The organism is Streptomyces sp. DG2A-72 (assembly GCF_030499575.1).
Taxonomy (GTDB): Bacteria; Actinomycetota; Actinomycetes; order Streptomycetales; family Streptomycetaceae; genus Streptomyces.
Map to the genome: position 1 here is coordinate 8,026,986 of NZ_JASTLC010000001.1, position 23,948 is coordinate 8,050,933.

General features: G+C 70.6%; 23 protein-coding genes. All 23 read left to right on the forward strand.

What is annotated here, in order from left to right; genetic code table 11:
• The first annotated feature begins 51 nt into the window (after positions 1 to 51).
• The 23 genes from QQY66_RS38160 (at position 52) to metK (ending at position 23,924) form a co-directional block, all read left to right on the forward strand.
• Positions 52 to 1,533, forward strand: a complete 1,482-nt coding sequence (locus tag QQY66_RS38160) for a DHA2 family efflux MFS transporter permease subunit (protein ID WP_301984920.1) — start codon at positions 52 to 54, stop codon at positions 1,531 to 1,533.
• Between the two features lie 247 nt (positions 1,534 to 1,780).
• Positions 1,781 to 2,224 (forward strand): DUF1772 domain-containing protein, encoded by a 444-nt coding sequence (locus tag QQY66_RS38165; protein ID WP_301984921.1) that lies wholly within the window; start codon positions 1,781 to 1,783, stop codon positions 2,222 to 2,224.
• A 51-nt stretch (positions 2,225 to 2,275) separates the two neighbouring features.
• Positions 2,276 to 4,156 (forward strand): BTAD domain-containing putative transcriptional regulator, encoded by a 1,881-nt coding sequence (locus QQY66_RS38170; protein WP_301984922.1) that lies wholly within the window; start codon positions 2,276 to 2,278, stop codon positions 4,154 to 4,156.
• Positions 4,157 to 4,352: 196 nt separating this feature from the next.
• On the forward strand, positions 4,353 to 5,309 hold the full coding sequence (fabD, locus tag QQY66_RS38175; RefSeq protein WP_301984924.1) for an ACP S-malonyltransferase: 957 nt from the start codon (positions 4,353 to 4,355) through the stop codon (positions 5,307 to 5,309).
• A 149-nt stretch (positions 5,310 to 5,458) separates the two neighbouring features.
• Complete coding sequence (locus QQY66_RS38180) at positions 5,459 to 5,881, forward strand: acyl carrier protein (protein ID WP_301984925.1); 423 nt, start codon at positions 5,459 to 5,461, stop codon at positions 5,879 to 5,881.
• A complete protein-coding gene (gene acpS / locus QQY66_RS38185) occupies positions 5,871 to 6,347 on the forward strand; it encodes a holo-ACP synthase (RefSeq protein ID WP_301984926.1) in 477 nt (158 codons plus the stop codon). The genes QQY66_RS38180 and acpS overlap by 11 nt, the downstream gene beginning before the upstream one ends.
• Positions 6,348 to 6,365: 18 nt before the next feature.
• Complete coding sequence (locus tag QQY66_RS38190; protein ID WP_301984927.1) at positions 6,366 to 7,133, forward strand: SDR family NAD(P)-dependent oxidoreductase; 768 nt, start codon at positions 6,366 to 6,368, stop codon at positions 7,131 to 7,133.
• A gap of 62 nt (positions 7,134 to 7,195) precedes the next feature.
• Positions 7,196 to 7,648: a 3-hydroxylacyl-ACP dehydratase gene (locus tag QQY66_RS38195; RefSeq protein WP_301984928.1), complete on the forward strand. Its 453-nt coding sequence runs from the start codon at positions 7,196 to 7,198 to the stop codon at positions 7,646 to 7,648.
• Complete coding sequence (locus tag QQY66_RS38200; RefSeq protein ID WP_301984929.1) at positions 7,645 to 8,913, forward strand: beta-ketoacyl synthase; 1,269 nt, start codon at positions 7,645 to 7,647, stop codon at positions 8,911 to 8,913. Before QQY66_RS38195 ends, QQY66_RS38200 begins: the two co-directional genes overlap by 4 nt.
• Entirely contained in the window at positions 8,910 to 9,314 is a 405-nt protein-coding gene (locus QQY66_RS38205) for a 3-hydroxyacyl-ACP dehydratase FabZ family protein (protein ID WP_301984931.1), read from the forward strand. Before QQY66_RS38200 ends, QQY66_RS38205 begins: the two co-directional genes overlap by 4 nt.
• On the forward strand, positions 9,311 to 10,591 hold the full coding sequence (locus tag QQY66_RS38210) for a beta-ketoacyl synthase (protein ID WP_301984932.1): 1,281 nt from the start codon (positions 9,311 to 9,313) through the stop codon (positions 10,589 to 10,591). Before QQY66_RS38205 ends, QQY66_RS38210 begins: the two co-directional genes overlap by 4 nt.
• The gene (locus QQY66_RS38215; protein WP_301984933.1) at positions 10,588 to 13,047 is read left to right on the forward strand and encodes a beta-ketoacyl-[acyl-carrier-protein] synthase family protein; all 2,460 of its coding nucleotides are present in this window, start codon (positions 10,588 to 10,590) and stop codon (positions 13,045 to 13,047) included. The genes QQY66_RS38210 and QQY66_RS38215 overlap by 4 nt, the downstream gene beginning before the upstream one ends.
• A gap of 2 nt (positions 13,048 to 13,049) precedes the next feature.
• Positions 13,050 to 14,186, forward strand: a complete 1,137-nt coding sequence (locus QQY66_RS38220) for a 3-oxoacyl-ACP synthase III family protein (protein ID WP_301984934.1) — start codon at positions 13,050 to 13,052, stop codon at positions 14,184 to 14,186.
• A gap of 48 nt (positions 14,187 to 14,234) precedes the next feature.
• Complete coding sequence (locus QQY66_RS38225) at positions 14,235 to 15,089, forward strand: ester cyclase (protein ID WP_301984935.1); 855 nt, start codon at positions 14,235 to 14,237, stop codon at positions 15,087 to 15,089.
• Positions 15,086 to 16,669 carry an acyl-CoA carboxylase subunit beta gene (locus QQY66_RS38230; RefSeq protein WP_301984936.1) on the forward strand — a complete coding sequence of 528 codons (1,584 nt, stop codon included), beginning with the start codon at positions 15,086 to 15,088 and terminating at the stop codon, positions 16,667 to 16,669. Before QQY66_RS38225 ends, QQY66_RS38230 begins: the two co-directional genes overlap by 4 nt.
• Positions 16,670 to 16,679: 10 nt before the next feature.
• Positions 16,680 to 16,856, forward strand: coding sequence for an acyl-CoA carboxylase subunit epsilon (locus tag QQY66_RS38235; RefSeq protein WP_301984938.1), 177 nt, complete (start codon positions 16,680 to 16,682; stop codon positions 16,854 to 16,856).
• A gap of 190 nt (positions 16,857 to 17,046) precedes the next feature.
• A complete protein-coding gene (locus QQY66_RS38240) occupies positions 17,047 to 17,493 on the forward strand; it encodes an ester cyclase (RefSeq protein ID WP_301984940.1) in 447 nt (148 codons plus the stop codon).
• Positions 17,490 to 17,963, forward strand: coding sequence for a DUF1772 domain-containing protein (locus QQY66_RS38245; RefSeq protein ID WP_301984941.1), 474 nt, complete (start codon positions 17,490 to 17,492; stop codon positions 17,961 to 17,963). The genes QQY66_RS38240 and QQY66_RS38245 overlap by 4 nt, the downstream gene beginning before the upstream one ends.
• 87 nt (positions 17,964 to 18,050) lie before the next feature.
• On the forward strand, positions 18,051 to 19,247 hold the full coding sequence (locus QQY66_RS38250; protein ID WP_301984942.1) for an NAD(P)/FAD-dependent oxidoreductase: 1,197 nt from the start codon (positions 18,051 to 18,053) through the stop codon (positions 19,245 to 19,247).
• Positions 19,248 to 19,873: 626 nt separating this feature from the next.
• Positions 19,874 to 20,587: a response regulator transcription factor gene (locus QQY66_RS38255; protein WP_301984944.1), complete on the forward strand. Its 714-nt coding sequence runs from the start codon at positions 19,874 to 19,876 to the stop codon at positions 20,585 to 20,587.
• A gap of 207 nt (positions 20,588 to 20,794) precedes the next feature.
• The gene (locus tag QQY66_RS38260; protein ID WP_301984945.1) at positions 20,795 to 21,520 is read left to right on the forward strand and encodes a hypothetical protein; all 726 of its coding nucleotides are present in this window, start codon (positions 20,795 to 20,797) and stop codon (positions 21,518 to 21,520) included.
• Between the two features lie 228 nt (positions 21,521 to 21,748).
• Positions 21,749 to 22,507, forward strand: a complete 759-nt coding sequence (locus tag QQY66_RS38265; RefSeq protein ID WP_301984946.1) for an NADPH-dependent FMN reductase — start codon at positions 21,749 to 21,751, stop codon at positions 22,505 to 22,507.
• Positions 22,508 to 22,700: 193 nt separating this feature from the next.
• The gene (gene metK, locus QQY66_RS38270) at positions 22,701 to 23,924 is read left to right on the forward strand and encodes a methionine adenosyltransferase (protein ID WP_301984947.1); all 1,224 of its coding nucleotides are present in this window, start codon (positions 22,701 to 22,703) and stop codon (positions 23,922 to 23,924) included.
• Positions 23,925 to 23,948: the final 24 nt, after the last annotated feature.

Consider the following 23,948-nt stretch of genomic DNA (forward strand, 5'->3'; position numbering starts at 1 on the left):
TCACTACTCAAGCTCGCTACTCAGGCTCACTGCTCAAGGAGGAAGGAAGTCATGGCTGTCGATCACGCCGCCCAGAGCGGTCGCAAGAACGGATCGTTGGTGTGGGTTCTCGTCGTGACCGGCCTGGCCGGATTCATGGCGATGCTCGACAACCTCGTCATCATCATGGCCCTGCCGGCCATCTCGGAAGACCTCGGCGGCGGCATCGAGTCGCTGGAGTGGACGGTCAGCGCGTACACGCTCACCTTCGCCGTGCTGCTCCTGCTCGGCGCCTCGCTCGGCGACCGCTACGGCCGGCGGCGGATGTTCATCCTGGGCCTCAGCCTGTTCACCGCCTCCTCGGCGGCGGCGGCGCTGGCCCCCGGCATCAACGAGCTGATCATCGCCCGTGCCGTGCAGGGCGTCGGCGCGGCGATCGTCATGCCGCTCACCCTGACGCTGCTGATCACGGCCGTGCCGGCCAAGCTCCGCGGAGTGGTGCTGGGTGTGTGGGGCGCGGTCAACGGCCTGGCGATCGCGGCCGGTCCGCTGATCGGCGGCTCCATCGTCGAGCATGTCTCCTGGAGCTGGATCTTCTGGCTGAACGTGCCGATCGGCGTCCTGCTCGTGCCGCTCGCCCGCTGGAAGCTGGCCGAGAGCCACGGCCCCAACTCCCGTCTGGACGTGGTCGGTACGGCCCTCATCAGCGTCGGTCTGGTCGGCATCGTCTACGCCGTCATCCGTGGCAACGCCGACGGCTGGACCGACCCGGTGATCCTGGCCGGCCTCGTCGGCGGCGGTGCGCTGACCGTCGCGTTCGTGGTCTGGGAGATGTGGACGCGGCAACCGATGCTCCCCATGAGGCTGTTCCGCAACCGCACCTTCAGCGGTGTCAACGCGGCCAGCCTGCTGATGGCCCTCGGCAACTTCGGGGCGATCTTCCTGCTCACCCAGTATCTGCAACTCCAGGGGTACAGCCCGCTGGAGGCCGGGGTGCGGATGCTGCCGTGGACCGGTGCGCCGATCATTGTCGCGCCGATCGCGGGCATGCTCTCCGACAAGATCGGCGGCCGTCCGATCGTGGTGGCCGGCCTGCTCATCCAGGGCATCGGCCTCGGCTGGTGGGCCGCGGTCGCGACCACGGACGTGTCGTACGGCGCTCAGCTCGGGCCGATGATCCTCAACGGCGTCGGCATGGCGATGTTCTACGCCCCCGTCGCCAACGTGCTGATGGGTTCGGTCCGTCCGCAGGAGCAGGGTGTCGCCTCCGGCGCCAACAACGCCCTGCGCGAGATCGGCGGTGCGCTCGGAGTCGCCGTCCTGACGGCGGTGTTCGTCGCCAACGGCGAGCTGGGCGCGCCCGCCCCGTTCGTCGACGGGTTGGTGCCGGCGATCTGGGTCGGCGCCGTGGTGTGCGTCGTGGGCGCGGTCGCCATGCTCTTCACGGAGGGCGGCAGGCCGTCGGCCGGCGACTCCCTGGTGGTCGAGAAGGGCGGCGCCGACGCCGAGGTCCCCGTCGAGGCCGTGTACTCCTCGGCAGCGGACCGTCACTGACGCCTGCGGCGCATTGGCCCGGAGGTGGGCGGCGTTGGCGCCGCCCACCTCCGGAGGTCTGGCCTGTGTTGCTGTGCTGACTCCCAAATGCCCCTCGGATGTGCTCAGTTCGCTGTTTGAACCATCAAGTAGCCCGTCAGGAAAGGGAGTTGGCAGTGGAAGCTAGCCATGCTAGCGTTGCTAACCCCAAGAATTTGACCAGGTAGGGACAATTCCGATGGAAACCCTCATTCAAACGCTCATCGTCGTGTCGATTCTTGCCAACGCCGTGGTCTACGGCACCGACGTCTTCTGCGCCATCGTCCAGCGCCCCGCCCTCGCCCACGTCGACGACGCGGCACTCACCCAGTCCATGGGCCAGGTGCACCGCTTCGGTGACCGGCGCATGCCGATCCCCGGAGTCACCGGCCTCGTCGCCGCGCTCGTGGTCGCCGCGGCCGCCGGCTTCGACGGCAGCGCCACCGTCTCCGTCTCCGCCGGGATCGCCGTCGCGGCCCTCGTCATCTGGCTCGTGGTGTACGGCACGGTCAGCGCACCCGTCAACAAGCGGCTCACGGCCGCCGCGCTGGACGGCCGCACCGCCCCCGACGCCCGCTCCCTGCAAGGTACTTGGGACGGAGTCATCAACGCCCGCGTCCTGCTCCAGACCGTTGCACTGGGCGCCCTCTGCATCGCACTCGCCGCTTCCTGAGCCCGGCTCAGGCCGTCGGCCCGGCGTTCGTCAACCGCCCCAGGGGGAGAAGTGATCGAATTCCGCTTGATCGGACCCGTGGAACTGTGGGTCGGGCAGAGAAAGGTCGACCTGGGTCCCGCCCGGCAGCGCGGCGTCCTCGCGGCGCTCCTCGTGGAGCCCGACCGGTCCACCTCGATCCAGCTGCTGATCGACCGGGTCTGGGGCGATTCCCCGCCGAGCGGCGTGCGCAGCGTGATCTACACGTACATCACCCGCCTGCGCAAGCTGCTCGCCGACGCGACCGAGCACTCCGAGACCCCGGTCTCGGTGTGCAAGGACGCGGCCGGCTACCGGCTCGACATCGGCCCCGACATGGTGGACCTGGCCCGGTTCCACCGCCTGCTCGACCGCGCGCGGGCCGTGCCGGCGGGCGATCCACGACGCCGCGACTGGCTCGGCCAGGCGCTGCGCCTGTGGCGCGGCGAGGCCCTCGCCGGACTCAACAGCGACTGGGCGGAACGCTTCCGCGAAACGCTCCTGCCGCAGAAGTACGAGGCACTCACCGAGTGGGCGGACGCCGAACTCGGCCTCGGCAACACCGACACCGTGATCGGCGCCCTGCGCCACGCCCTCCTCGAAGCCCCCTTCTCCGAGCCCCTGCACGAACGGCTCCTGTACGCCCTGTACTCGGGCGGACGACGGGCCGAGGCGCTCAGCCAGTACGAGTACATGCGCCGTCTGCTCGCCGAAGAGCTGGGCGCCGACCCCGGGCCCAGCCTGCAGGCCATGCAGCATCTGATGCTCCAGGGCGAGCCGCTGACCTCGCTGTACTGCCCCGTCGCCGAACCGGCCGCACCCGTCCTGCGGGTGGCTGAGACGCCCGAGCCGCCCGCCGACCCCCAACCCCGGGGACCCGATCTGCTGCCCATGGGGTACGCCGACTTCAGCGGGCGCGACCAGGAGACGGAGTGGGTGCTCTCGGCGCTCACCGCCGACGCCTCGGACATGGCCCCGGTGGTGACGATCACCGGCGGTCCCGGCGTCGGCAAGTCCGCCCTCGCCATCACCGCCGGGCACCGACTGCGCCACGCCTTCCCCGACGGCCGGCTCTATGTCGACCTGCGGGGCAGCGGCCCCGATCCAGCGGACTCCCGCGCCGTCCTGGCCCGGCTGCTGCGGGCGCTCGGCATGGACTCCGCGCAGATCCCGGACGGCCTCGACGAACGCGCCGAGCTCTACCGCAACCGGCTCACCGGGCGACGCGTCCTCGTGGTCCTCGACGACGCCGCCGACGAGGACCAGGTGCATCCGCTGCTGCCCGGCGGACCCGGCTGTGCCGTCATGGTGACCAGCCGGACGCTGCTCAGCGGACTGTCGGGCGCCCGCTTCACGCTGCTGCGGGAGTTGCTGACCGCCCAAGGGGTCGAGATGCTCGCCCGGGTGGTCGGCCGCGAGCGTGTCCTGCGGGAACAGCAGGCGGCCGTACGTCTCGTCCGATACTGCTGCGGTCTGCCGCTCGCGCTGCGGGCCGTCGCCAACCGGCTGATCAGCCATCCGCACTGGACCCTGCAGCGCATGCTGGACCGAATCGCCGACGAGGATCACCGGCTCGACGAACTCGCCTACGGAACCCTGGACTTGAGGGCGAGCCTGGAGTTCTCGTATCAACGGCTGGACCCGTCGGCCGCGCAGCTGCTGCACCGGCTCGTGGCGCAGCACGGCGACAGCGGGTACTCCCTCGTCCCCGGGCCCGGTCCGGAGGCCACGCACGCCGCGTACGCGGACGCCTTCGACCAGCTCGTGGACTTCCACTTCCTCCAGGTTGCCGGCCAGGACTCGGCCGGGCGCATCCTCTACCGGCTCCACGACCTGCACCGCATCTACGCCCGCGGGGTCGCTCGTGCGGCGGGTGCGGGCGCGCATACGGGGTGCGAGAGCCTGAGCGCGTAGCCGGGATGGGGCGAGCTGGACTGAGATCGGCCGGGCCGTCGTGCCCGGCCGTCTCGCGACGTAGGGGTCGTTTCGGCCACCGCAAGCCGTGCGCTAGCGGCGCGAGCATTGCTTGACCAGGCAATACAGGTTCGGCTCAGAGTAGTTAAGGTCGGTTCAAGAAATTCGAACAGGCCCTCCTGGGAGCGTTGTACTCGTGAACGAGACGACTCTCTCGATGTTCCCCGGACAGGGATCGCAGCGGGCGAAGATGGCCGCGCACCTGATCCAGGACCATCCGTGGACAGCAGGCCGGGTTCTGGCCGAGGCGACCGAGGCACTCGGTCTGCCCCTCACCGAACTCTGCACCACCGCGGACGCCTCAGCACTGGAGCCCACTGAGATCGCGCAGCCCGCGATTCTCGCCACGAGCCTGGCTGTCCTCGCCGTACTGCGCGAGGAAGCCGGATACCGCCCCTCGGTCGTCGCCGGGCACAGCCTCGGCGAATACACCGCACTCGTCGCCGCCGGCGTCCTCTCCCCCTGGGACGCGGTACGACTCGTGCGGCGCCGAGGGGAGCTGATGGCCGCCGTCTCGCGCCAAGTGGCGGGCGCGATGACGGCGGTCATGGGCCTCGCACCGCAGCGGATCGAGGAGATCTGCGCCCAGGCAGGAGATGTGGGCCTGGTGGAGGTCGCCAACTACAACGAGACCGGCCAGACGGTGATCTCCGGTCAGCGTGCCGCCGTCGCCGAGGCCGCCCGCCTCGCCGCGGCGGCGGGTGCCGAGCGGACCGTGCCACTGAAGGTGTCGGCACCGTTCCACTGCTCGCTGATGTCGGAGATCGAGGACGAGTTCGCGGCCGAGCTGACGCGGTGCGCGTTCGCCGATCCGGCGGGGCTCGTCATCAGCTCGGTCACCGGTTTGCCGGTGCGTGACGGTGCGGATGCACGTGCGCTGCTCCGGCGTCAACTCGCCGGGGCCGTGCGGTGGGTGGACGTCCTCGACACCGCGCGGCGGCACGGCGTCACGACCTACCTCGAGATCGGGCCCGGGCGTGTGCTGAGTGGCTTCGCCAACAGGACCGTGCCGGGGGCGGTGGTGCGCAGCACCAATGATGCGCGGCGGGTTTCTGCGCTCGTACGTGAGTTGCGGTTGGCGCCGGTGGTCTAGCTCCGCAGGTGCGTGGTTTTGGCCGCGGGCCCGTCGTGGCTGGTCGCGCAGTTCCCCGCGCCCCTGTCGGGGCGCTGGTGTGCACGTCCGCACAAAGATGTGCGGGCGCGAATCTCATCCGGTGTTTCTCATCCGAAAGGCAATCAAAGGTGACTAATACACTTACCCTTCCCGACTCTCTCACCGCTGTTCAGGCCGCTGTCGCCGATGCTCTCGGTATCGATGAGGCCGAGGTCGTTCCCGAGGCGACGTTGCTCGGGGATCTGGGGGCGGAATCGATCGACCTGCTCGACATCCTGTTCCGGGTCGAGCGGGCCACGCAGGTGAAGATCGCGGTGGCCGACATCGCGGCTCTGCTCCAGGGCGGCATCCCGGACGAGGAGTTCGGTGACGAGAACGAGGTCGTCAACGACACCGGTCTCACCCACCTGGAGAAGGTGCTCCCGCAGTTCGACCGGAGCCAGCTGACCGAGCCGCTGACCGCCGACGGTGTCCTCGGCCTGTTCACCGTCCAGAACCTGACGGACCTGCTCACCGAGCGCGCCGCGGCGACGGCCGCCGATGCCGCCTGACCTCCCCGACTCCGGTCGGCGCCCGGGGCCCGTCGAGCCCCGGGTGCTGATCGGCACGGACCTGGTGGCCGTCGAGCGCGTCGAGCGGCTTCTCGAGGGCCAACCCGGCCTCGCGGAGCGGGTGTTCACCGCTCGGGAGCTGGCCTACTGCACTGGACGCAGCAGCCGCGCGGCAGATCATCTGGCTGCCCGGTTCGCCGCCAAGGAGGCCGTGATGAAGGCGCTCGGCACCGGGGCGTCGGCCGGCGTCGAGTGGACCGACGTGGAGATCGTCAACCGACTCGACGGCCGGCCCGTGCTCAAGCTCCATGGCCGGGCCCGGCAGATCGCCGACCGCAAGCGCGTCACGCAGACCGAGATCTCGCTGACCCACACGGCGGGGCTCGCGCTCGCCCACACGGTGCTCGTGTGCTCCGCCGGGCTTGTCGGCCTGCGGACCACGGCCGGCACCCCTGACCCCTCGTAGCAGAACGGGAAGAGACTCATGAAGCTCAAGGACCGTGCCGCCCTGGTCACCGGCGGCTCCCGGGGCATCGGCCGGGCCATCGCACTCGCGCTCGCCGCGCAGGGGGCGGCCGTCGCCGTCAACTACCGCTCGCGCGCGGACGACGCCCAGGCCGTGGTGAAGGAGATCGAGGCCGCGGGCGGGCGGGCCGTGGCCGTCGGCGCCGATGTCTCCGATCCGGCCGCCGCCAAGGAACTGGTCGAGGAGACCACTCGCCTGCTCGGCGGGCTCGGCATCCTCGTCAACAACGCGGGCGTCAGCGACGACGGCCTCATCTACGACGTGGCGCCCGACGCCTGGTGGGACGTCATGAAGGTCAACTTCGGCGGCGCGTACCACTGCACGCACGCCGTACTGGGCCAGTTCATGGCACAGGGCGACTCGACCATCGTCAACATCTCCTCCGCGATGGGCGAGCGCGGCTGGATCGGACAGTCCAACTACTCCGCCTCCAAAGGCGCGTTGAACGCCTTCACCAGGAGCTCCGCCATCGAGCTCGCCCGCTTCGGGGTCCGCGTCAACGCCGTACTCGCCGGATTCACTCCGACCGAACTGGTCGGCGAGGTGCTCCGCAAGGACGGCGGCAAGGGCATCAAGCGGCAGATCCCGCTGCGCCGCTTCGCCACCGTGGAGCAGGTCGCGAACGCCGCCGTGTTCCTGGCCGGCCCCGACTCCGGCTACACGACCGGCGAACTCCTGTACGTCGACGGCGGCTTCTCCGCGCAACTCGGCGTCGGCCGCCCGTGACCTGAGCAGGCCAACGGCAACCGTCCGCTCCCAAGCCCCGAAGGCCCCCGAAGGAAGAGACGATGCGATTCCATCTGATCGACAGGATCGAGTCCTGGACACCGCGCGAGCGCATCACGGCCCGCAAGGTCACCTCCGTCGACGAGGAACTCTGGCAGCCGGTCGGCTCCGGCCCGGTGCTGCCCTTCGGGCTGGCGCTCGAAGCGCTCTGCCAGTCGGCGACCTGGCTGATCATGCTCTCCACCGACCACCGCCTGCGCGCGGCCCTGCTCGCCGTGAACGAGGCCACCGCCCACCGCGCGGTGGTCCCCGGCGACGTACTGCGCATGGAAGCGTCCATCGAGTCGATGAACGACGAAGCGGCGATCCTCGACGGCACGGTCAGCGTCGACGGCGAGACCGTCCTGGAGGCCAGGGGCATCCTGTGCGCGCTCATCGCGGGCGAACTCCTCGACGACCCGGCGGACACCGCGCGCATGGCGCACCAGCTGGTGGGCGGAGGGCCGGTCCGATGAAGCGCGTGGTCATCACCGGGGCGGGCGCGGTCACCCCGCTCGGCAACGACGCCGCCACCACCTGGGAGGGCCTGGCCTCCGGCCGCAGCGGCATCGGCCCGCTCACCACCTTCGACGCCACCGGCTTCCCGGTGCGCATCGCCGGCCAGGTCAAGGACTTCGACCCGGCCACCGCGGTCCCGGCCGCCGCCGGGCGCGCTCACCTGTCCCGGGTGGGGCAGTTCGGCGTCGCCGCCGCCTACGAGGCCCAACTCGACGCCGGTGTCGACGAGTCGACGTACCCGCCTCAGGAGCGCGGCGTCGCCATGGGCGCCAGCGTCGGCCGCCCGGAACTCCGGGCGCTGCTCGACGTCGGCCGGTTGCGCGCGAGCACCGGCCGGGCGGACGCCTTCCTGCGGCACCCGCCGCGCACCGCGCTCACCGACAACCAGAACGTGCCGCTCGCCTCGATGGCCCGGCTGCTCGGCGCCACCGGCCCGATGATCGGCATCAGCACGGCCTGCTCCGGCTCCGGACACGCGCTCGGCGAGGCCTACCGCGCCATCCAGGAGGGCGACGCCCAGCTGATGATCGCGGGCGGCTACGACTCCCTCACCACCTGGCTCGACCTGCTCGGCTTCAGCCTGCTGGGTGCGCTCACCGACCGCTACAACGACGACCCGACGCACGCCTCACGGCCCTTCGACGCGGACCGCTCCGGGTTTGTCATCGGCGAGGGCGCCGTGGCCTTCGTACTGGAGGAACGGGAGTCGGCGCGGGCGCGTGGAGCGAGGATCCTCGCCGAAGTCCTCGGCTACGGGAGCACGTTGAACGCCTGGCGGATCACCGACTCGCCGCCGGACGGCTCCGGGGCCATCCAGGCCATGGAGGGTGCCATCGCGGAGTCCGGCCTCGGCACCGGCGGCATCGACTACGTCGTCGCACACGGCACCAGCACGCACGGCAACGACCAGTCGGAGACCACCGCGATCAAGAAGGTGTTCGGCGACGACGCCGGGCGGCTGGTCGTCAGCAGCCCCAAGTCCATGGCGGGGCACCTCACCTCGGCGAGCCTGGCGCTCAACGTGCTCGCCGCGATCGGCGCGCTGCGGCACTCCCTGGTCCCGCCCACCGTCAACCTCGACACCCCGGACCGCAAGCTCGACCTCGACTACGTGCCGCACACCGCGCGCCGGATGCCGGTCTCGGCGGTCCTCGTCAACGCCTTCGCCTTCGGCGGCTCCAACACCAGCCTCGTCGTCGGCGCCCACCAGGAGGAGTCATGACCACCTCCATCCTGCTCCCCGCCTTCGACCGGCTGGTGGAGCTGATCCCCGGCGAAAAGGCCGTCGCGGTCTGCAACATCGCCGGCACCCTGCCCGTCTTCGCCACGCACTTCCCACGCCACCCGATCCTGCCGGGCGTACTGCTCCTGGAGAGCATGACCGCCCTCGCCAAGGCAGCCGCCGGCAACGGCGGCGACTGGCGGCTCACGGCGGTGCGCGGAGTGCGGTTCAAGCACTTCGTCGGACCCGGCGACCGGGTCGAGATCACGGTCGACGTGACCGGCCGCGGCGAGCGGCTGATGGAACTCAGGGCCGTCGCCCGGGTCGACGAACGGGTGGTCGCCACCGCCCGCACCCTCGCCCTGGAGCCGGCCGACGACTCTTGGGAGGGGACCTCATGAGCACCGACACCCGCCGCGTCGTGGTCACCGGCATCGGCCTGCTGACCGCGCTGGGCGAGGGCCGCGAGGCCAACTGGACCGCGCTGCTGAACGGCAGGTCCGGAGTCGGGCCGCTGCGTTCGTACGATCCGGGCCCGTTGCGCACCCGGATCGGCGCCGAGATCCACGACTTCGACCCGACACGCTGGGCCTCCCGGCGCACCCTGCGCATGCTCTGCCGCACCGACCAACTCGCCCTGGCAGGCGCCACGCTGGCGATCCAGGACGCCGGACTCGACAGCGAACTGGGCCATCGCACAGGCCTGTTCCTCGGCAGCAACAAGGAAATGCCCCGCATGGACGAGCTGATCGCCCAGCTCCAGGCGGTGCGCGCCGAGGACGGCAGCCCTGATCTGCGCAAGCTCGGCGAAGAGGCCCGCTCGGTCGTCGCGCCCCTCTTCTTCGTCGAGGGACTCCAGCCCGCGGCCGGCTTCCACATCTCCGAGAAGTACGGCATCCGCGGCGCCAACAACTACTTCGCCGGCACCGCCGACTCGGGCGCCATGGCGATCGGCCGCGGGATGCGGGCCGTACGGCGCGGCGAGGCCGACGTGGTCGTCGCCGGCGGATACGACGACGCGACCGGCTGGTGGGCGATGTCCAAGATGGACGGCCTCGGTGTCCTGACCACCCGCAACGAGCTGGGCCAGGAGGCCTTCCGGCCGTACGACCGCGACCGCAGCGGCTCCGTCTTCGGCGAGGGTGCCGCGCTGCTCGTCCTGGAGGAGCGCGAGCACGCCCTGGCCCGCGGGGCGCAGGTGTACGCGGAGGTCACCGGCTTCGGCGCCGGCAACGACTGCGTACGGCCGCCGAGCCCCGAGCCGCGCGCCCGCGGGCTCGCCCGCGCGATCGGCAACGCGCTGCGGGACGCGGGCGGTTCACCCGACATCGACTACATCGCCGCGCACGGCTGTGCCACCCCGCTCGGCGACGCCAGCGAGACCGCGGCCCTGCACGACGTACTCGGCCCGGCCGCGAAGGCCGCACAGATCAGCAGCGTCAAACCGCAGACCGGCCATCTCGTCGGCGGCGCAGGCGCGTTGAACGTGGCGGTCGCCGCACTGGCCCTGCACTCCGGGGTCGTCCCGGCCACCCGCAACCTCGAGAACCCCGACCCGGCCTGCGACTTGGACTACGTGCCCGGCACGCCCCGCGAGTCCCGCCCGACCTCGGCGCTCGCACTCGCCCGGGGTCTGGAAGGACAGGCGGTCGCCGTGGCACTGGGGCGGGCGGCATGACCCACGAGACGGACGAGACGTACGAACGGACCGAGAGGGCAGCGGACATGGACGACGACGACATGAGCGGAATACACGGCGTGATCTCCGGCCACGCCACCCCCGACGAGCACCGGCCACCCACCGCCCGGCGCGTGGTCGTCGTCGCCGTCGGCGCGGTGACCGCGCAGGGCGACGGTGCCGACGAGCTGTGGGCCGGCGTACGGTCCGGGCGCACGGCGATCGGGCCGGTGCGTGGACTGCCGATGGACGGCTATCTCACCGGCATCGGCGGCGAGGTCAGCGAGTCCCGCCGACCCGCGTACGACTATCTGGCGGCGATCGGCGGCACCGACCGCGAGCCCGCCCTCGACTTCGCCCTCGCCGCCGCGGAGGAGGCCCTCGCCGCGGCCGGGCCGCTGGACGCGGTACCCGCCGACCGGTGGGGCGTCGCGTACGGCACCTGCAACGGCGGGTTGCGCAGCGCCGAGAAGCTGCTGCGGCGCACCCGCGACGGGGCGAGCGGCGCGGACGACGCACGGCACTTCCTGCTCGTCCCGCCGCACGCCGCGGCGGAGGCGCTGAGCAGCGCATTCGGGTTCAAGGGCCCCGCCCTGTCCGTGAACACGGCCTGCGCGTCCGGTGCGCACGCCCTCGCGCACGCCGTGGAGACCATCCGCGCCGGACGTGCCGACGCGATGCTCGTCGGCGGCAGCGATGCCTTCACCGAGACCGCGTTCGCCGGGTTCACCAGCCTGGAGTCCCTGTCCGTCAGGCCCGCCGCCCCCTACTCCAAGGACCGCGACGGCCTGTCCCTCGGCGAGGGCAGCGGCATGCTCGTCCTCGTCGAGGAGTCCCTGGCGCGCGCCGCCGGAGCCCCGATCCTCGCCGAGATACTCGGCTACGGGCTGTCCGCCGACGGCTACCACGCCACCGCCCCGCACCCCGAGGGCGAGGGCGCCGCCCGCGCCATCCGGGGCGCCCTGCGGACGGCCGGCCTCGCCGCCGAGGACGTCGGCTACATCAACGGTCACGGCACCGGCACCCCGAAGAACGACTCCGCCGAGTCCAACGCGGTCCGCGCCGCCCTCGGTGAGGCCGCCGAGAAGACCACGCTCAGCAGTACGAAGTCCATGATCGGCCACCTCCTCGGCGCCGCCGGGGCGGTCGAGGCCATCGTCACCGTCCTCGCGCTGCGCGAGCAGACCGCGCCGCCCACCGCCAACTTCACCGAGCTCGACCCCAAGTGCGGTCTGGACGCGGTACCGGTCACCGGTCGGCCGCTCGCCATGGACGCCGCCCTGTCGAACAACTTCGCCTTCGCCGGGGCCAACGCCTGCGTCGCCTTCGCCAGGCCGGGCAACCCCTTCGACGAGCCGCCCGCCCCCCTCGACGAGAAAGTCGTCGTCACCGGCTTCGGAGTGATCTCCGCGGCCGGGTCGAGCGCCGGCGAACTGTGGGAGACCTGGACATCGGGGCGCGCACTCGGCGCCGAGGAGGCCGGACTGCGCGTCGCCCGCGCCGACTTCGACCCGGCCGGCCACATCACGCCGCGCGAGCGCCGCCGGATGGACCGGCTCGGGCAGCTCGCCGTCGCCGCGACCCGCTCCGCCCTGGCGCACGCCGGTCTCACCCCCGACGAGCGGGTCGGAGTCGTCCTCGGGACCGGGCTCGGCCCGATGCGCTCCACCGAGGAGTTCCTGCTACCCGTCCTGGACGGCGACCCGTCCCACGCGAGCCCGGCCGTGTTCCCCAACACCGTCTACAACGCGGCAGCCGGACAGGTCGCCATGGTCGTGGGCACCAAGGGCCCCACCTCGACGGCCACCGCCGGGCACGCGGCCGGCGCCTCCGCGCTGACCATCGCCCACGACCTGCTGCGCCGGGGCCACGCCGACGCCATCGTGGTCCCCGCCGCCGAGGACCTGTCGCCCGGCGTCCTCGCCGCCTACCGTGACCTGCCCCTGTTCAGCGGCAGGCCGGGGCGTGCCTACACCCTCGCCGAGGGCGGTATCGCCCTGGTCCTGGAGCGCGAGTCGACGGCCCGAGCACGCGGCGCGCGCATCCTCGCCGAGTTCGCCGGCCATGCCACCGCCTCCGACGCGGTCGGAGTGGGCCGCTGGGACGCCCACGGCGCCGGCGTGGACCGCGCGATGCGGGGCGCCCTGCGGCAGTCCGGAGTACGCGCCGAGGAGCTGACCGGGATCTGGGCCAACGCCGCCGGGATCACCGTCGCCGACGCCCCCGAGGCACGCGCCACGGGACGCCTCGCCGCCGAGGCGGACTGCCCGGTGCACACCCCCAAGCGCACGCTCGGCGAACCGGTCGGCGCGGGCGCCCAGTTGTCGGCCGTGCTCGCCCTGACCGGCTGGGGGAGCGGCCACCCGGCCGGGCCCGTGCTCATCAACAGCTCCTCGCTCGGCGGCACCCACATCAGCGTCGTCCTGCGGCCCGCAAGCCCTGCCACGGAGAAGTGACCATGTCTCAGTCAACGCAGTCACCCCGGCCGTCGGACTTCCCCGACCGCCATGTCTCGGTCCTCGCCACCGGCGCCCACCTGCCCGGTGACCCCATCGACAACGACACCCTCGCCCGGCTCGCCGGCCCGCTGCCCGAGGACGTCCTGGAAGGCATCCAGGTGCGGCGCCGCCACTGGATGGCCGACCCGGCCACCGGTGAGCACCGTACGAGCACCTCGAAGATGGCCACCGCGGCCGCCCGGCAGGCCCTGGAGCGGGCCGGGGTCGAGGCCGCCGAGATCGACCTGATCGTCCTGTCGACGGCCAGCCCCGACCACCTGCTGCCGGTCGCCGGTACGTACGTCCAGGAGCAACTGGGCCTGGAACAGGCCGCGGTGATCGAGGTGCGGGCCGGCTGTGTCGGCGCCGTCCAGGCCTTCGACATCGCCCGCCGGCTGCTGGCCGACGGGACCTACCGCACGGCCCTCGTCATCGGCGCCGAGTCCGTGTCCCCGCTGCTCGTCCCCTTCTACCTGGGCCAGGACCCGGACCGGGTGCGGATGCGGGACCGCCTCACCGTCTACACCTTCGGAGACGGCGCGGGCGCGGCGGTGCTGCGAGCCGGTGCGGAGGGCTCGGCCGAGGGCAGGCTCCGGCCGGTCTTCGCGACGCGCTCCATGGGTGGTGCGCGCAAGCCCGGCATGCTCATCCTCGGCGGTGGCACCGACGTACCGCTCGCCCAACAGCAGGCCCGCAAGCGGCTGATGGACATCAAGCTCGACATCCCCGGCACCGCCCAGTTCGGGCCCAAGGTCTTCGTCGAGGGCATCCACGACATGCTGCGCCGCTCCGGGCTGGCGCTCGGCGACATCGACGCATGCGTGCTGCCGGAGGGCAACGCCGAGTACTTCAGCAGCGAGTACGGCACCGCCGGGCTGTCCGCCGAGGACCAGGCGACGTTGAGCAAGACCATCGTCGAGAACCTCACGGACGTCGGGGCCACGGGCTCCGCCGCTGTGCCGCTGGCGCTGGATGCCGGGTGGAGCGGGGGCCGGATTCAGCCTGGGGACACGGTGTTGCTGCTGGCGATCGAGGCCAGTCGGTATGTGTACGCCGGCCTGACGCTCACGTGGGAAGCGGCGACACCAGCCCAGTGACATGTCACATACCACTCCTGAATCGGACGTACGGAAGGACTCTGTGCCTTGTCCACAACCGAAACCACAGAAACCCGCAACAAGGCGATCATCCGGCGGGTGTTCGACGAGTTCGTCAACCAGGGCGACTTCTCCGTCGTCGACGAGATCTACAGCGACGACATGATCGACCATCAGCCGCTGCCGGGTGCGCCCGAGGGCCTGGAAGGCGTCCGTTACACGATCGCCGGGCTGCGCGAGGGCTTTCCCGATCTGCACGTGACGATCGAGGACATGAGCGCACACGCCGACCACGTGGTCATCCACAACACCTGGCGCGGCACGCACCTCGGCGAGTTCCTCGGGATGGCGCCGACGGGCCAGTCCATCGGGTTCCGTGGCGTCGTGGTGTGGCGCCTGAAGGACGGGCTGATCTGCGAACGCTGGGGCATCGGCGTCGAGTCCAACATGCTCGCCGAGCTCGGCATGCGCCGCCTCGCCCCGGCCGCCCGCGGCAAGGCCCACGCGGCGCGCCGCACCGGCGTCTCCACGGTCACCGGGCTGCTGCCCGTACGGCAGGGCAGGGCCGAGGCCTGGAAACGGCTCCAGGCGGAGCTGTCCGGTCCGAGGCTGCGTGAGTACGAGGCCTCCCGCCGCCGCGCCGGAATCGTCAAGGAGTCCTTCTGGAAACAGGATTCGAACGGCACCGAGGTCGTCGTCCACTCCCTGGAGGCCCGCGACCCGGGCCTCGCCGGCCGTCGGCTGCGCGAGTCCAAGGACCCCTTCGACATCTGGCTACGTGAGACCGCCCTGGACGTGTACGGCATCGACCCGTGGGCGGAGCTGGCCGAGGGCCGGGCCGCCGAGGCGGGACACGGCTGGTCCTCGGTGACCGCCGAACTCGCCCCGGTGGTGGAGATATGACCGCCACCCTGCCGGAGGCGACCGTCCCCGCCGACATCCGGGGGCGCGTCGCCGAACTCGCCGCCATTCGCGCTCAGGTGGCGGCGGGCCCTTCCGAGAAGGCGACGGCGACGCAGCATGCCAAGGGCAAGCTGACCGCCCGGGAGCGCATCGAACTCCTGCTGGACGAGGGCTCGTTCACCGAAGTGGAGCCGTTACGTCGGCACCGGGCGACCGGGTTCGGCCTGGAGGCCAAGAAGCCGTACACGGACGGTGTGATCACCGGCTGGGGGACGGTGGAGGGCCGCACGGTCTTCGTGTACGCGCACGACTTCCGCATCTTCGGGGGTGCGCTGGGCGAGGCCCACGCGACGAAGATCCACAAGATCATGGACATGGCCATCGTGGCGGGCGCGCCGCTGGTGTCGTTGAACGACGGTGCGGGGGCCCGTATCCAGGAGGGTGTCAGCGCGCTCGCCGGGTACGGCGGGATCTTCCAGCGCAACACCAGGGCGTCCGGGGTGATCCCGCAGATCTCCGTGATGCTGGGCCCCTGTGCGGGCGGCGCGGCCTACAGCCCCGCGCTGACGGACTTCGTGTTCATGGTCCGCGAGACCTCCCAGATGTTCATCACGGGTCCGGACGTGGTCAAGGCGGTCACCGGCGAGGAGATCACCCAGAACGGCCTGGGCGGCGCGGACGTGCACGCCGAGCTGTCGGGCGTCGCGCACTTCGCCTACGACGACGAGGAGACCTGTATCGCCGAAGTCCGCTATCTGCTCTCGCTGTTGCCGCAGAACAACCGGGAGAACCCGCCCGCGGCCCGGAACGACGACCCGGTGGACCGGCGTTCGGACGTGCTCCTCGATCTGGTGCCGGTGGACGGCAACCGGCCGTACGACATGGCCAAGGTGATCGAGGAACTGGTCGACGACGGCGAGTACCTGGAGGTCCACGAGCGCTGGGCGCGCAACATCCTCTGTGCCCTGGCGCGGCTCGACGGCCAGGTGGTCGGCATCGTCGCCAACCAGCCGCAGAGCCTGGCGGGTGTGCTGGACATCGAGGCGTCGGAGAAGGCCGCGCGCTTTGTGCAGATGTGTGATGCCTTCAATATCCCGATCCTGACGCTGCTGGACGTTCCCGGCTTCCTGCCGGGCGTGGACCAGGAGCACGGCGGGATCATCCGGCACGGCGCGAAGCTGCTGTACGCCTACTGCAACGCGACCGTGCCGCGGATCTCGCTGATCCTCCGGAAGGCCTACGGCGGCGCGTACATCGTCATGGACTCGCAGTCGATCGGTGCGGATCTGACGTATGCCTGGCCGACGAACGAGATCGCCGTGATGGGTGCGGAGGGGGCCGCGAACGTCATCTTCCGCCGGCAGATCGCCGAGGCCGACGACCCCGAGGCGATGCGGGCGCGGATGGTCAAGGAGTACAAGGCCGAGCTGATGCACCCGTATTACGCGGCCGAGCGCGGCCTCGTCGACGACGTCATCGACCCGGCCGAGACCCGCGAGGTGCTGGTCCGCTCGCTGGCGATGCTCCGCACCAAGCACGCCGATCTGCCCGCGCGCAAGCACGGCAACCAGCCCCAGTGAGGAGGCCCGCATGACCCCGTTCCTCAAGGTGGAGAGGGGGACGGCGAGTGAGGAGGAGCTGGCCGCGGTGACCGCGATCCTGCTCGCCCGCGCCGTCGCCCACCCCGAACTCCCCGTCGACGACCCCAACTCCACGGCGAGCTGGCGGATCAACGGGTTCCAGCCGCCGCACTCGTGGCGGGGCTGACGACGCCGTCGACGTCACGTCCGTTCGACCGTCAAGTCCGCGTCAGAGCTTGGTGTTAGCAATGAAAGATTTCGTATCACCACTAGATTCCAGTGAGTTGTCATTGCTAGCATCGGTAGCCGCGATCCCAAGAACTTCGCCTCCCTGTACGGACATCGCCCAACTTCCCTTAACCGCAAGGAGATTCACCGTGACGCAGGACAACTCCTGGCTCGCGCACGAGTTCGTGACCATGGTCAACGAGCGGAACGCCAACGCCGTGGACAAGCTGCTGGTCGAGGACTACATCGACCACAACGTGCTGATCGCCCCCGGACGCGAGGGCAACCGCGCCTTCTGGGTCGACTTCTTCAACGCCTTCCCCGACATCACCGCCAAGGCGGAGGACGTGATCGTCGCCGGGGACCGTGTGGTCGGCCGCTACTCGTACCACGGCCACCACCTCGGTCCGTTCATGGGCATGCCCCCCACCGGCCGCGAGATACGTATGCACACCATCGACATCTGGCGGATCGAGGACGGCCGGTTCGCCGAGCACTGGGACGAGATCAACCTCTACGAGCTGCTCCAGCAGCTGGGTGCGCTCCCGGAGGCCGGCGCGGCCGCTCCGCACGGTGGGACGGAGGCAGCGGCATGACCACCACCTTCCAGATCCTCGCCGTGCTGGCCGTCGTCTCCAACGCGGTCGTCTTCGGCACGGACTTCTTCTCCGCCACGGTCGTCCGCCCCGCCCTGGCGCACGTGGACGACACCACGCTGGTCCAGGTGATGGGCAACGTCCACCGTTACGGCGACAAGCGCCTCGCCCTGCCCGGCACGCTCGGCCTCACCGCCGCGCTCGGCGGGACGGTGACCGCGGGCATCGCCGGGGAGACCACGGCCGCGGTCGCGGGCGGCGTCGCCTGTGCCGCGCTGGTCGGCTGGCTGGTCGTCTTCAACAAGGTGCCGGCACCCATCAACCGCCGGCTGACCGCGGCGGCGTCCGGACAGGGGGCGCTGCCCGAGGCGCGCTCGCTGCAGCGCAAGTCGGACGGTGTGCTCGGCACCCTGGTCTCGCTCCAACTGGTCGGCCTCGTCGCCCTGTGCGTGATGGTCGCCCAGCCGTAACGCGGCTGAGCGGGCCGTCTTCCGGCGGGCGGGAGGCGGCCCCGGCCACCCCTTCGACTCCACGAATTCCAAAGGTGAGTGCGAACCATGTCGAACATCACCATCGTCGGTGGTGGCCTGGCCGGGCTGACGGCGGCGATCACCGCCGCCGAACAGGGCGCGCAGGTAACCCTCTACGAGTCCCACTCCACCCTCGGCGGCCGGGCCAGGTCGACCGCAGGACCGTATGTCACCAACGACGGGACGCATGTCTTCTTCGTCAACGGCGAACCCTGGCAGTGGCTTCTGGGCCGCGGTCTCGCCGGCGAATTCGTCCGGCTGACCTCGCAGGAGGTGATGCGGATGAAGTTCCGGCGCCGGGGCAAGCTGCGCAGCTCACTGCCCGTCGGCTATATGCGGATGACGCTCCTGGGCCGGCGCAAGGTCCCGCCGCACGACCTCTCGTTCCAGGAGTGGGGGACGCGGTACTTCAGCGAACAGGCCGTCCGGGACTCGGTGGGCTTCCTCGGCCCGGTCCTCTACGACGCGGACCCGGCCCGGCTGTCCGCCTCCTTCGTCTTCGAGCGATTGCTACGCGTCGGCACCCCCAAGTACCCGCTGCCCACCCGATACGTCATCGGCGGCTGGGGCAGCGTTGTGGAGCGCATGGCGCATCAGGCGCGGGAACTCGGCGTCCGCATCGAGACCGGCGCCCGGATCACCGAACTCCCGGACAGCGGGCCGGTGATCGTCGCCACATCTCTCGACTCCGCCCGCAATCTGCTGGGTGACGACACCCTGCGTTGGGAGAGCGGGTCGGCCGCGCTGCTCGACGTGGCGATGACGCCGTCGAAGAAGGACGGCAACGTCACCTTCGACATGGACGAGGGTGGTTTCGTCGGCCACTACAGCGACCACGACCCCACCCTGGCGCCCGAGGGCGAAGACCTGTGGCAGGGCCAGATGCCTCTGCGCAAGGGCGAGTCGAAGGCGCAGGCGCTGGACCGGCTGCGCTCCCTGCTCGACCTGACCGCCCCGGGCTGGCGCTCCCGGGTCACCTGGCAGCGTGACCATGTCTCACGCGGTCGCACCGGCGCGCTCGATCTGCCCGGCTCCAGCTGGCGGGACCGGCCCGCGATCGACCGCGGCGACGGCGTCTTCCTCGCCGGTGACAGCGTCGCGGCCCCCGGCATCCTCGCCGAGGTGTCCATCAACAGCGGCCGCACCGCCGCCGCCCGTGCCGTGGAGTCGCTGCGCGGGGTGCGTGTGACGAGCGCAACAATGAAGAGCGCGGTACCCGGGTAATCCTTGAATCGTGGACTAGAAGGGCCGCTGACCTCCGGGTCCGCGGCCCTTCGCCTTTATTCCCGAAAATCCATCGTTTCACTTCGGGGAACTTCCGAGTTCCCTGCACACATTCGTGTTCCTGACTGTTTTCGGCCCGCAAGAGCAGGTTTCCGGACTACTTGGCCAAGGTGACTTGAAGTGATCGCTCCATGCGGGGTTAGCAACGCTATCAAGCCTGCTAGCAGGCCAGTTGGACGGTCGCGGAGGCGCCCGCCGATGTACGCGCACCGCTTGTGTGCTTGTGGTCTGGTCCTGGCTGGACGTGGACAGGTGGTCGGCGCGGGGCCGGCCTCTCGATTCCGCGACAAGCCCTGGTAGAGGCGGGATCGAGGGCTGATCGAGAAGCGGGAGTGCCCCGTCGAGCATGCCGGACGGGCTTATTCCGCTCCTTTGGGAGGCGGAATTTTTGTCACGATTTGCCCCGCTGATGCAATTGGAATTTAACATTCCTCTTCAGCTGTCCGGTAGCGCTCCTTTGCGTCGGTGATCTTTGACAAACAGAAGTTGCGGTTTTTAGACTCGCCGAGCGCTCGAGGCCGAACGTTCCGGTCCTTGAGCAATGCTGGACGAGTCTGGGGGAGACGATGAGTCAGCGTTCACAGGACGCTCTTGAACCTCTCATTCCGAATTCTCGTGTCGAGGCCTGGCGAGTTCTGGTGGTGGAAAACAGCGCCCACTACTCGGAATCCCTGGTGATGGGGCTGAAGCGACACGGGCACGAAGTGAACAGCGTGGAGACGGGCGGTGCCGCCCTGCAGTCCTACCTGGACGCCGATCTCGTACTGATCGACCTTGAACTGCCCGATCTGGACGGCCTGGAGGTCTGCCGCGCCATCCGCTCGGCGGCCGACACCCCGATCATCGCCCTCACTGCCCGGGGTACCGAGCTCGACCGGGTGCTCGGGCTACAGGCCGGCGCCGACGACTACATGGTCAAGCCGTACGGGTTCCGGGAACTGATGGCCCGTATGGACGCGGTGATGCGCCGCATGGGACCCCGCCCGCGTACGGCGGAGGTGATTTCGCACGGGCCGCTGCGTATCGATGCGCGATCACGCGAGGTGAGCCTGGACGGAGAACCCGTGTTCGTCACCCGGAAGGAATTCGATCTGCTATATCTCCTCGCTTCCCGGCCGGACAATGTGATTCCCCGGAAACAGCTTATGCAACAGGTGTGGGGGGATTCCTGGTCCCGGCGGACCGTGGACACACATGTGAGCAGTCTGCGCAACAAACTCGGGGACAGCGACTGGATCATCACTATTCGCGGAGTGGGATTCCGGCTCGGCGGTGTATGAATTTCTCTACCACGTGAATCGGCACTCTGTTGCGTTCCACATCCAGTCCGAGATCACCGGAGACGTCACATGAATCGCGGCACCACCTCCATTTCCGTGCGGGCCAGGTGCGAGGGAGAGGACTGTCGGCGTAAAGCCGTCGACGGCGGGAGATTGGGCGGAGCGGCGTCCGGAACACGGCTCTGCTCCGCCTGTTTCGATCGCTTCGTGGCCCGGCTGCGCGAACTCCCCAGGCTTTACGACGAATGCGAGCGCGTTCTCGGCGGCGCCGCCGCACCCTCAGTCGGCGAACGCCGGGGCGCCGGCGGTCAGGTCCTGGGCATTCCACTGAACGGCGCCGCTGCCGAGGCGCGTTCGGCGATCGTCGCGACCCTCAGCTCCTGGTGCGGACTCGTCGCCGATGAGCGAGGTTTCCCCGTGCCTCGGCGCACCCCCTTCCAGTTGGCGTCGTACCTGCTGCGCAGCGCGGACTGGCTGGCGGCGCACCCGGCGGCCGCCGACGCGACCCGGGAGGTGGCGGGCCTGGTCGCGGGCGCCCGCCGAGTCGTCCAGCCGAATCCCGTACGCCGTGTGCGCCTCGGCGCCTGTGTCGAAACCGGCTGTGGCGGTGAACTCACCGCCTCCGTCGGCGCCCGCCGTGCCGAGCCGCCCGCGACCGTCCAGTGCGACGCCGACCCGGCACACAGCTGGGCGGGACACGAATGGACCCGATTGCGCTGGTCCATGCAGCAACGGCCCGCCGCTCCCGGCATTCCCACTGAACGCTGGCTGACAGCCAGTGAAATTTCGTACATGTGGTCCGCGCCGACCGGCACCGTCTATCGCCTCGCGAGCGAACAGCGCTGGCGTCGGCGCAACCGGCACGGGCGCACGTATTACGCCGAGATCGATGTCCACGGCTCCTTCAGCCGCCGGGCCGCCCGCTCGGCATAGGAACAGGCCGCCCGCCTTGCATGGGAATTGACAGTAAACGGACAGAATTGACCAACCTCTGACACGGATTCGCTTGAAGGGCCGTGCGCCGCCGAAGAGACTCATCCGTAGATTCCGGATCGCCGCGTCGGATCCACGACACCGCGCTTCGTGGAATCCCTCGGTGCCCCGTTGGCGATCCCCCTCGCCAACGGGGCTTTCTCGTGCCGGGAAGACGGAGTTCTTGACATGACGGCTCGTCATCCAACGCATCCCCGCAGCCGCCTGCGGATCGCCGTGCTCGTGGCAGGAGGGCGCGCGCAAGCGGCCCGGTTCGCCCGCCACGCCTGGCGGCACGGCCGCGCCGACCTCGACATCGTCGACCTCACGGCCCACACCCTGCCGCCGGCGCTGGCGCGTCACACAGGACCCGAACTGGCCGCTCTGCTCGCCGGGACCGGCCTCCGGCTCGGCCGCGCCGACGCCTTCGTGGTGGTCGTCTCCGGCAGACGGCGCGGCATTCCGGAGACCCTCGGCCATCTCATCGACTGGCACCACACCCGGTGGCGGGCCAAGCCGGTCGGCCTCGTCGGCTGGGCCTGCCGCCCGGGCCGCGCCGAGCCGTTGCGCGAGGCCTTCGCGGGCCGGCGCGCGGTCACCCTGCGCGACAGCTTTCGTACCGACGCCGCGGACGCCGACGCCCTGGTGCGGCAACTCGGCTGGTGGGCCAGGGCGCTTCGGGCGCCGGCCTTCGAGAGGGCCGCGGGTCCTGCCCCGGCCGGCGGCGGGACCCGCCCGGCCCCGGCGCCCGGCGCGGACCCACCGCCGCCCGCAGCCTTCCGCGGCATGAGCCTGCCGATTCCGGCCGCGGCGAGTCTGCTCGGCTCGTCCGCCGAGGGTGTCGAGTACCTCATCGACGCCGGGCGGCTTCCGCTGGACCGCGCGACACAGCACCGTCTCGTCCCGCTCACGGACGTCCTCGCCCTGCTGCGTACGCAGCGCGTCTGACCTCGATCTGACGCAGCCCTGACCCGCGGCACACACAACGGCGCTGGATCTGTGAAACCTGACCGAGCCCTGAACCGGAGCGCGTTGATTGCCCGACCGGTTCCGAAGAGGCTTGTGGTCAAGGTCCGGTGCGCTGTCTCCACCGCGGCGGACGGGCCGTCAGCCAGCAGCCGCTGCGACCACAGGGAGCGTTGTGTCTCGTCGCCTGTTCACCTCGGAATCCGTCACCGAGGGCCACCCTGACAAGATCGCCGACCAGATCAGTGACACCGTTCTCGACGCGATTCTGCGCGAGGACCCGGCGGCCCGGGTCGCCGTGGAGACCCTGATCACCACAGGACTGGTGCACGTGGCCGGTGAGGTCACCACCACGGCGTACGCGCCGATCGCCCACCTGGTGCGCGAGAAGATCCTCGACATCGGTTACGACTCCTCCAAGAAGGGATTCGACGGGGCCTCCTGCGGCGTGTCGGTGTCCATCGGAGCGCAGTCCCCGGACATCGCGCGGGGCGTCGACGCGGCGTACGAGAACCGCGTCGAGGGTGGCGCCGCAGATGGCGAACGCGACGGACTGGACCAGCAGGGCGCCGGCGACCAGGGCCTGATGTTCGGCTACGCCTGCGACGAGACCCCGGAGCTGATGCCACTCCCCATCCACCTCGCCCACCGCCTGTCCCGGCGGCTGACCGAGGTGCGCAGGAACGGCACGGTCCCGTATCTGCGTCCGGACGGCAAGACGCAGGTCACCATCGAGTACCTCGGCAGCCGTCCGGTCCGCCTCGACACGGTCGTGGTCTCCTCGCAGCACGCCGGCGACATCGACCTGGACGGGATGCTCGCCCCCGACATCCGGGAGCACGTCGTCGAGAACGTGCTCAAGCAACTGGCCGAGGACGGCATCTCGTTGGAGACGGACAGCTTCCGCCTGCTGGTGAACCCGACCGGCCGCTTCGAGATCGGCGGCCCGATGGGCGACGCCGGCCTCACCGGCCGCAAGATCATCATCGACACGTACGGCGGCATGGCCCGCCACGGCGGCGGCGCCTTCTCCGGCAAGGACCCGTCCAAGGTGGACCGCTCGGCGGCGTACGCCATGCGCTGGGTCGCCAAGAACGTCGTGGCGGCCGGGCTGGCCTCGCGCTGCGAGGTCCAGGTCGCCTATGCGATCGGCAAGGCCGAGCCGGTCGGTCTCTTCGTCGAGACCTTCGGCACCGCGACGGTCGCCCAGCATCTGATCGAGGAGGCCATCGACGCGGTCTTCGACCTCCGCCCGGCCGCCATCATCCGCGATCTCGACCTGCTCCGCCCGATCTACGCCCAGACCGCGGCGTACGGGCACTTCGGCCGCGAACTCCCGGACTTCACCTGGGAGAAGACGGACCGGGTGGCCGCGCTGCGTGAGGCGGCCGCGCGGTGACCACTGCAGGCATCGTGGTCACCG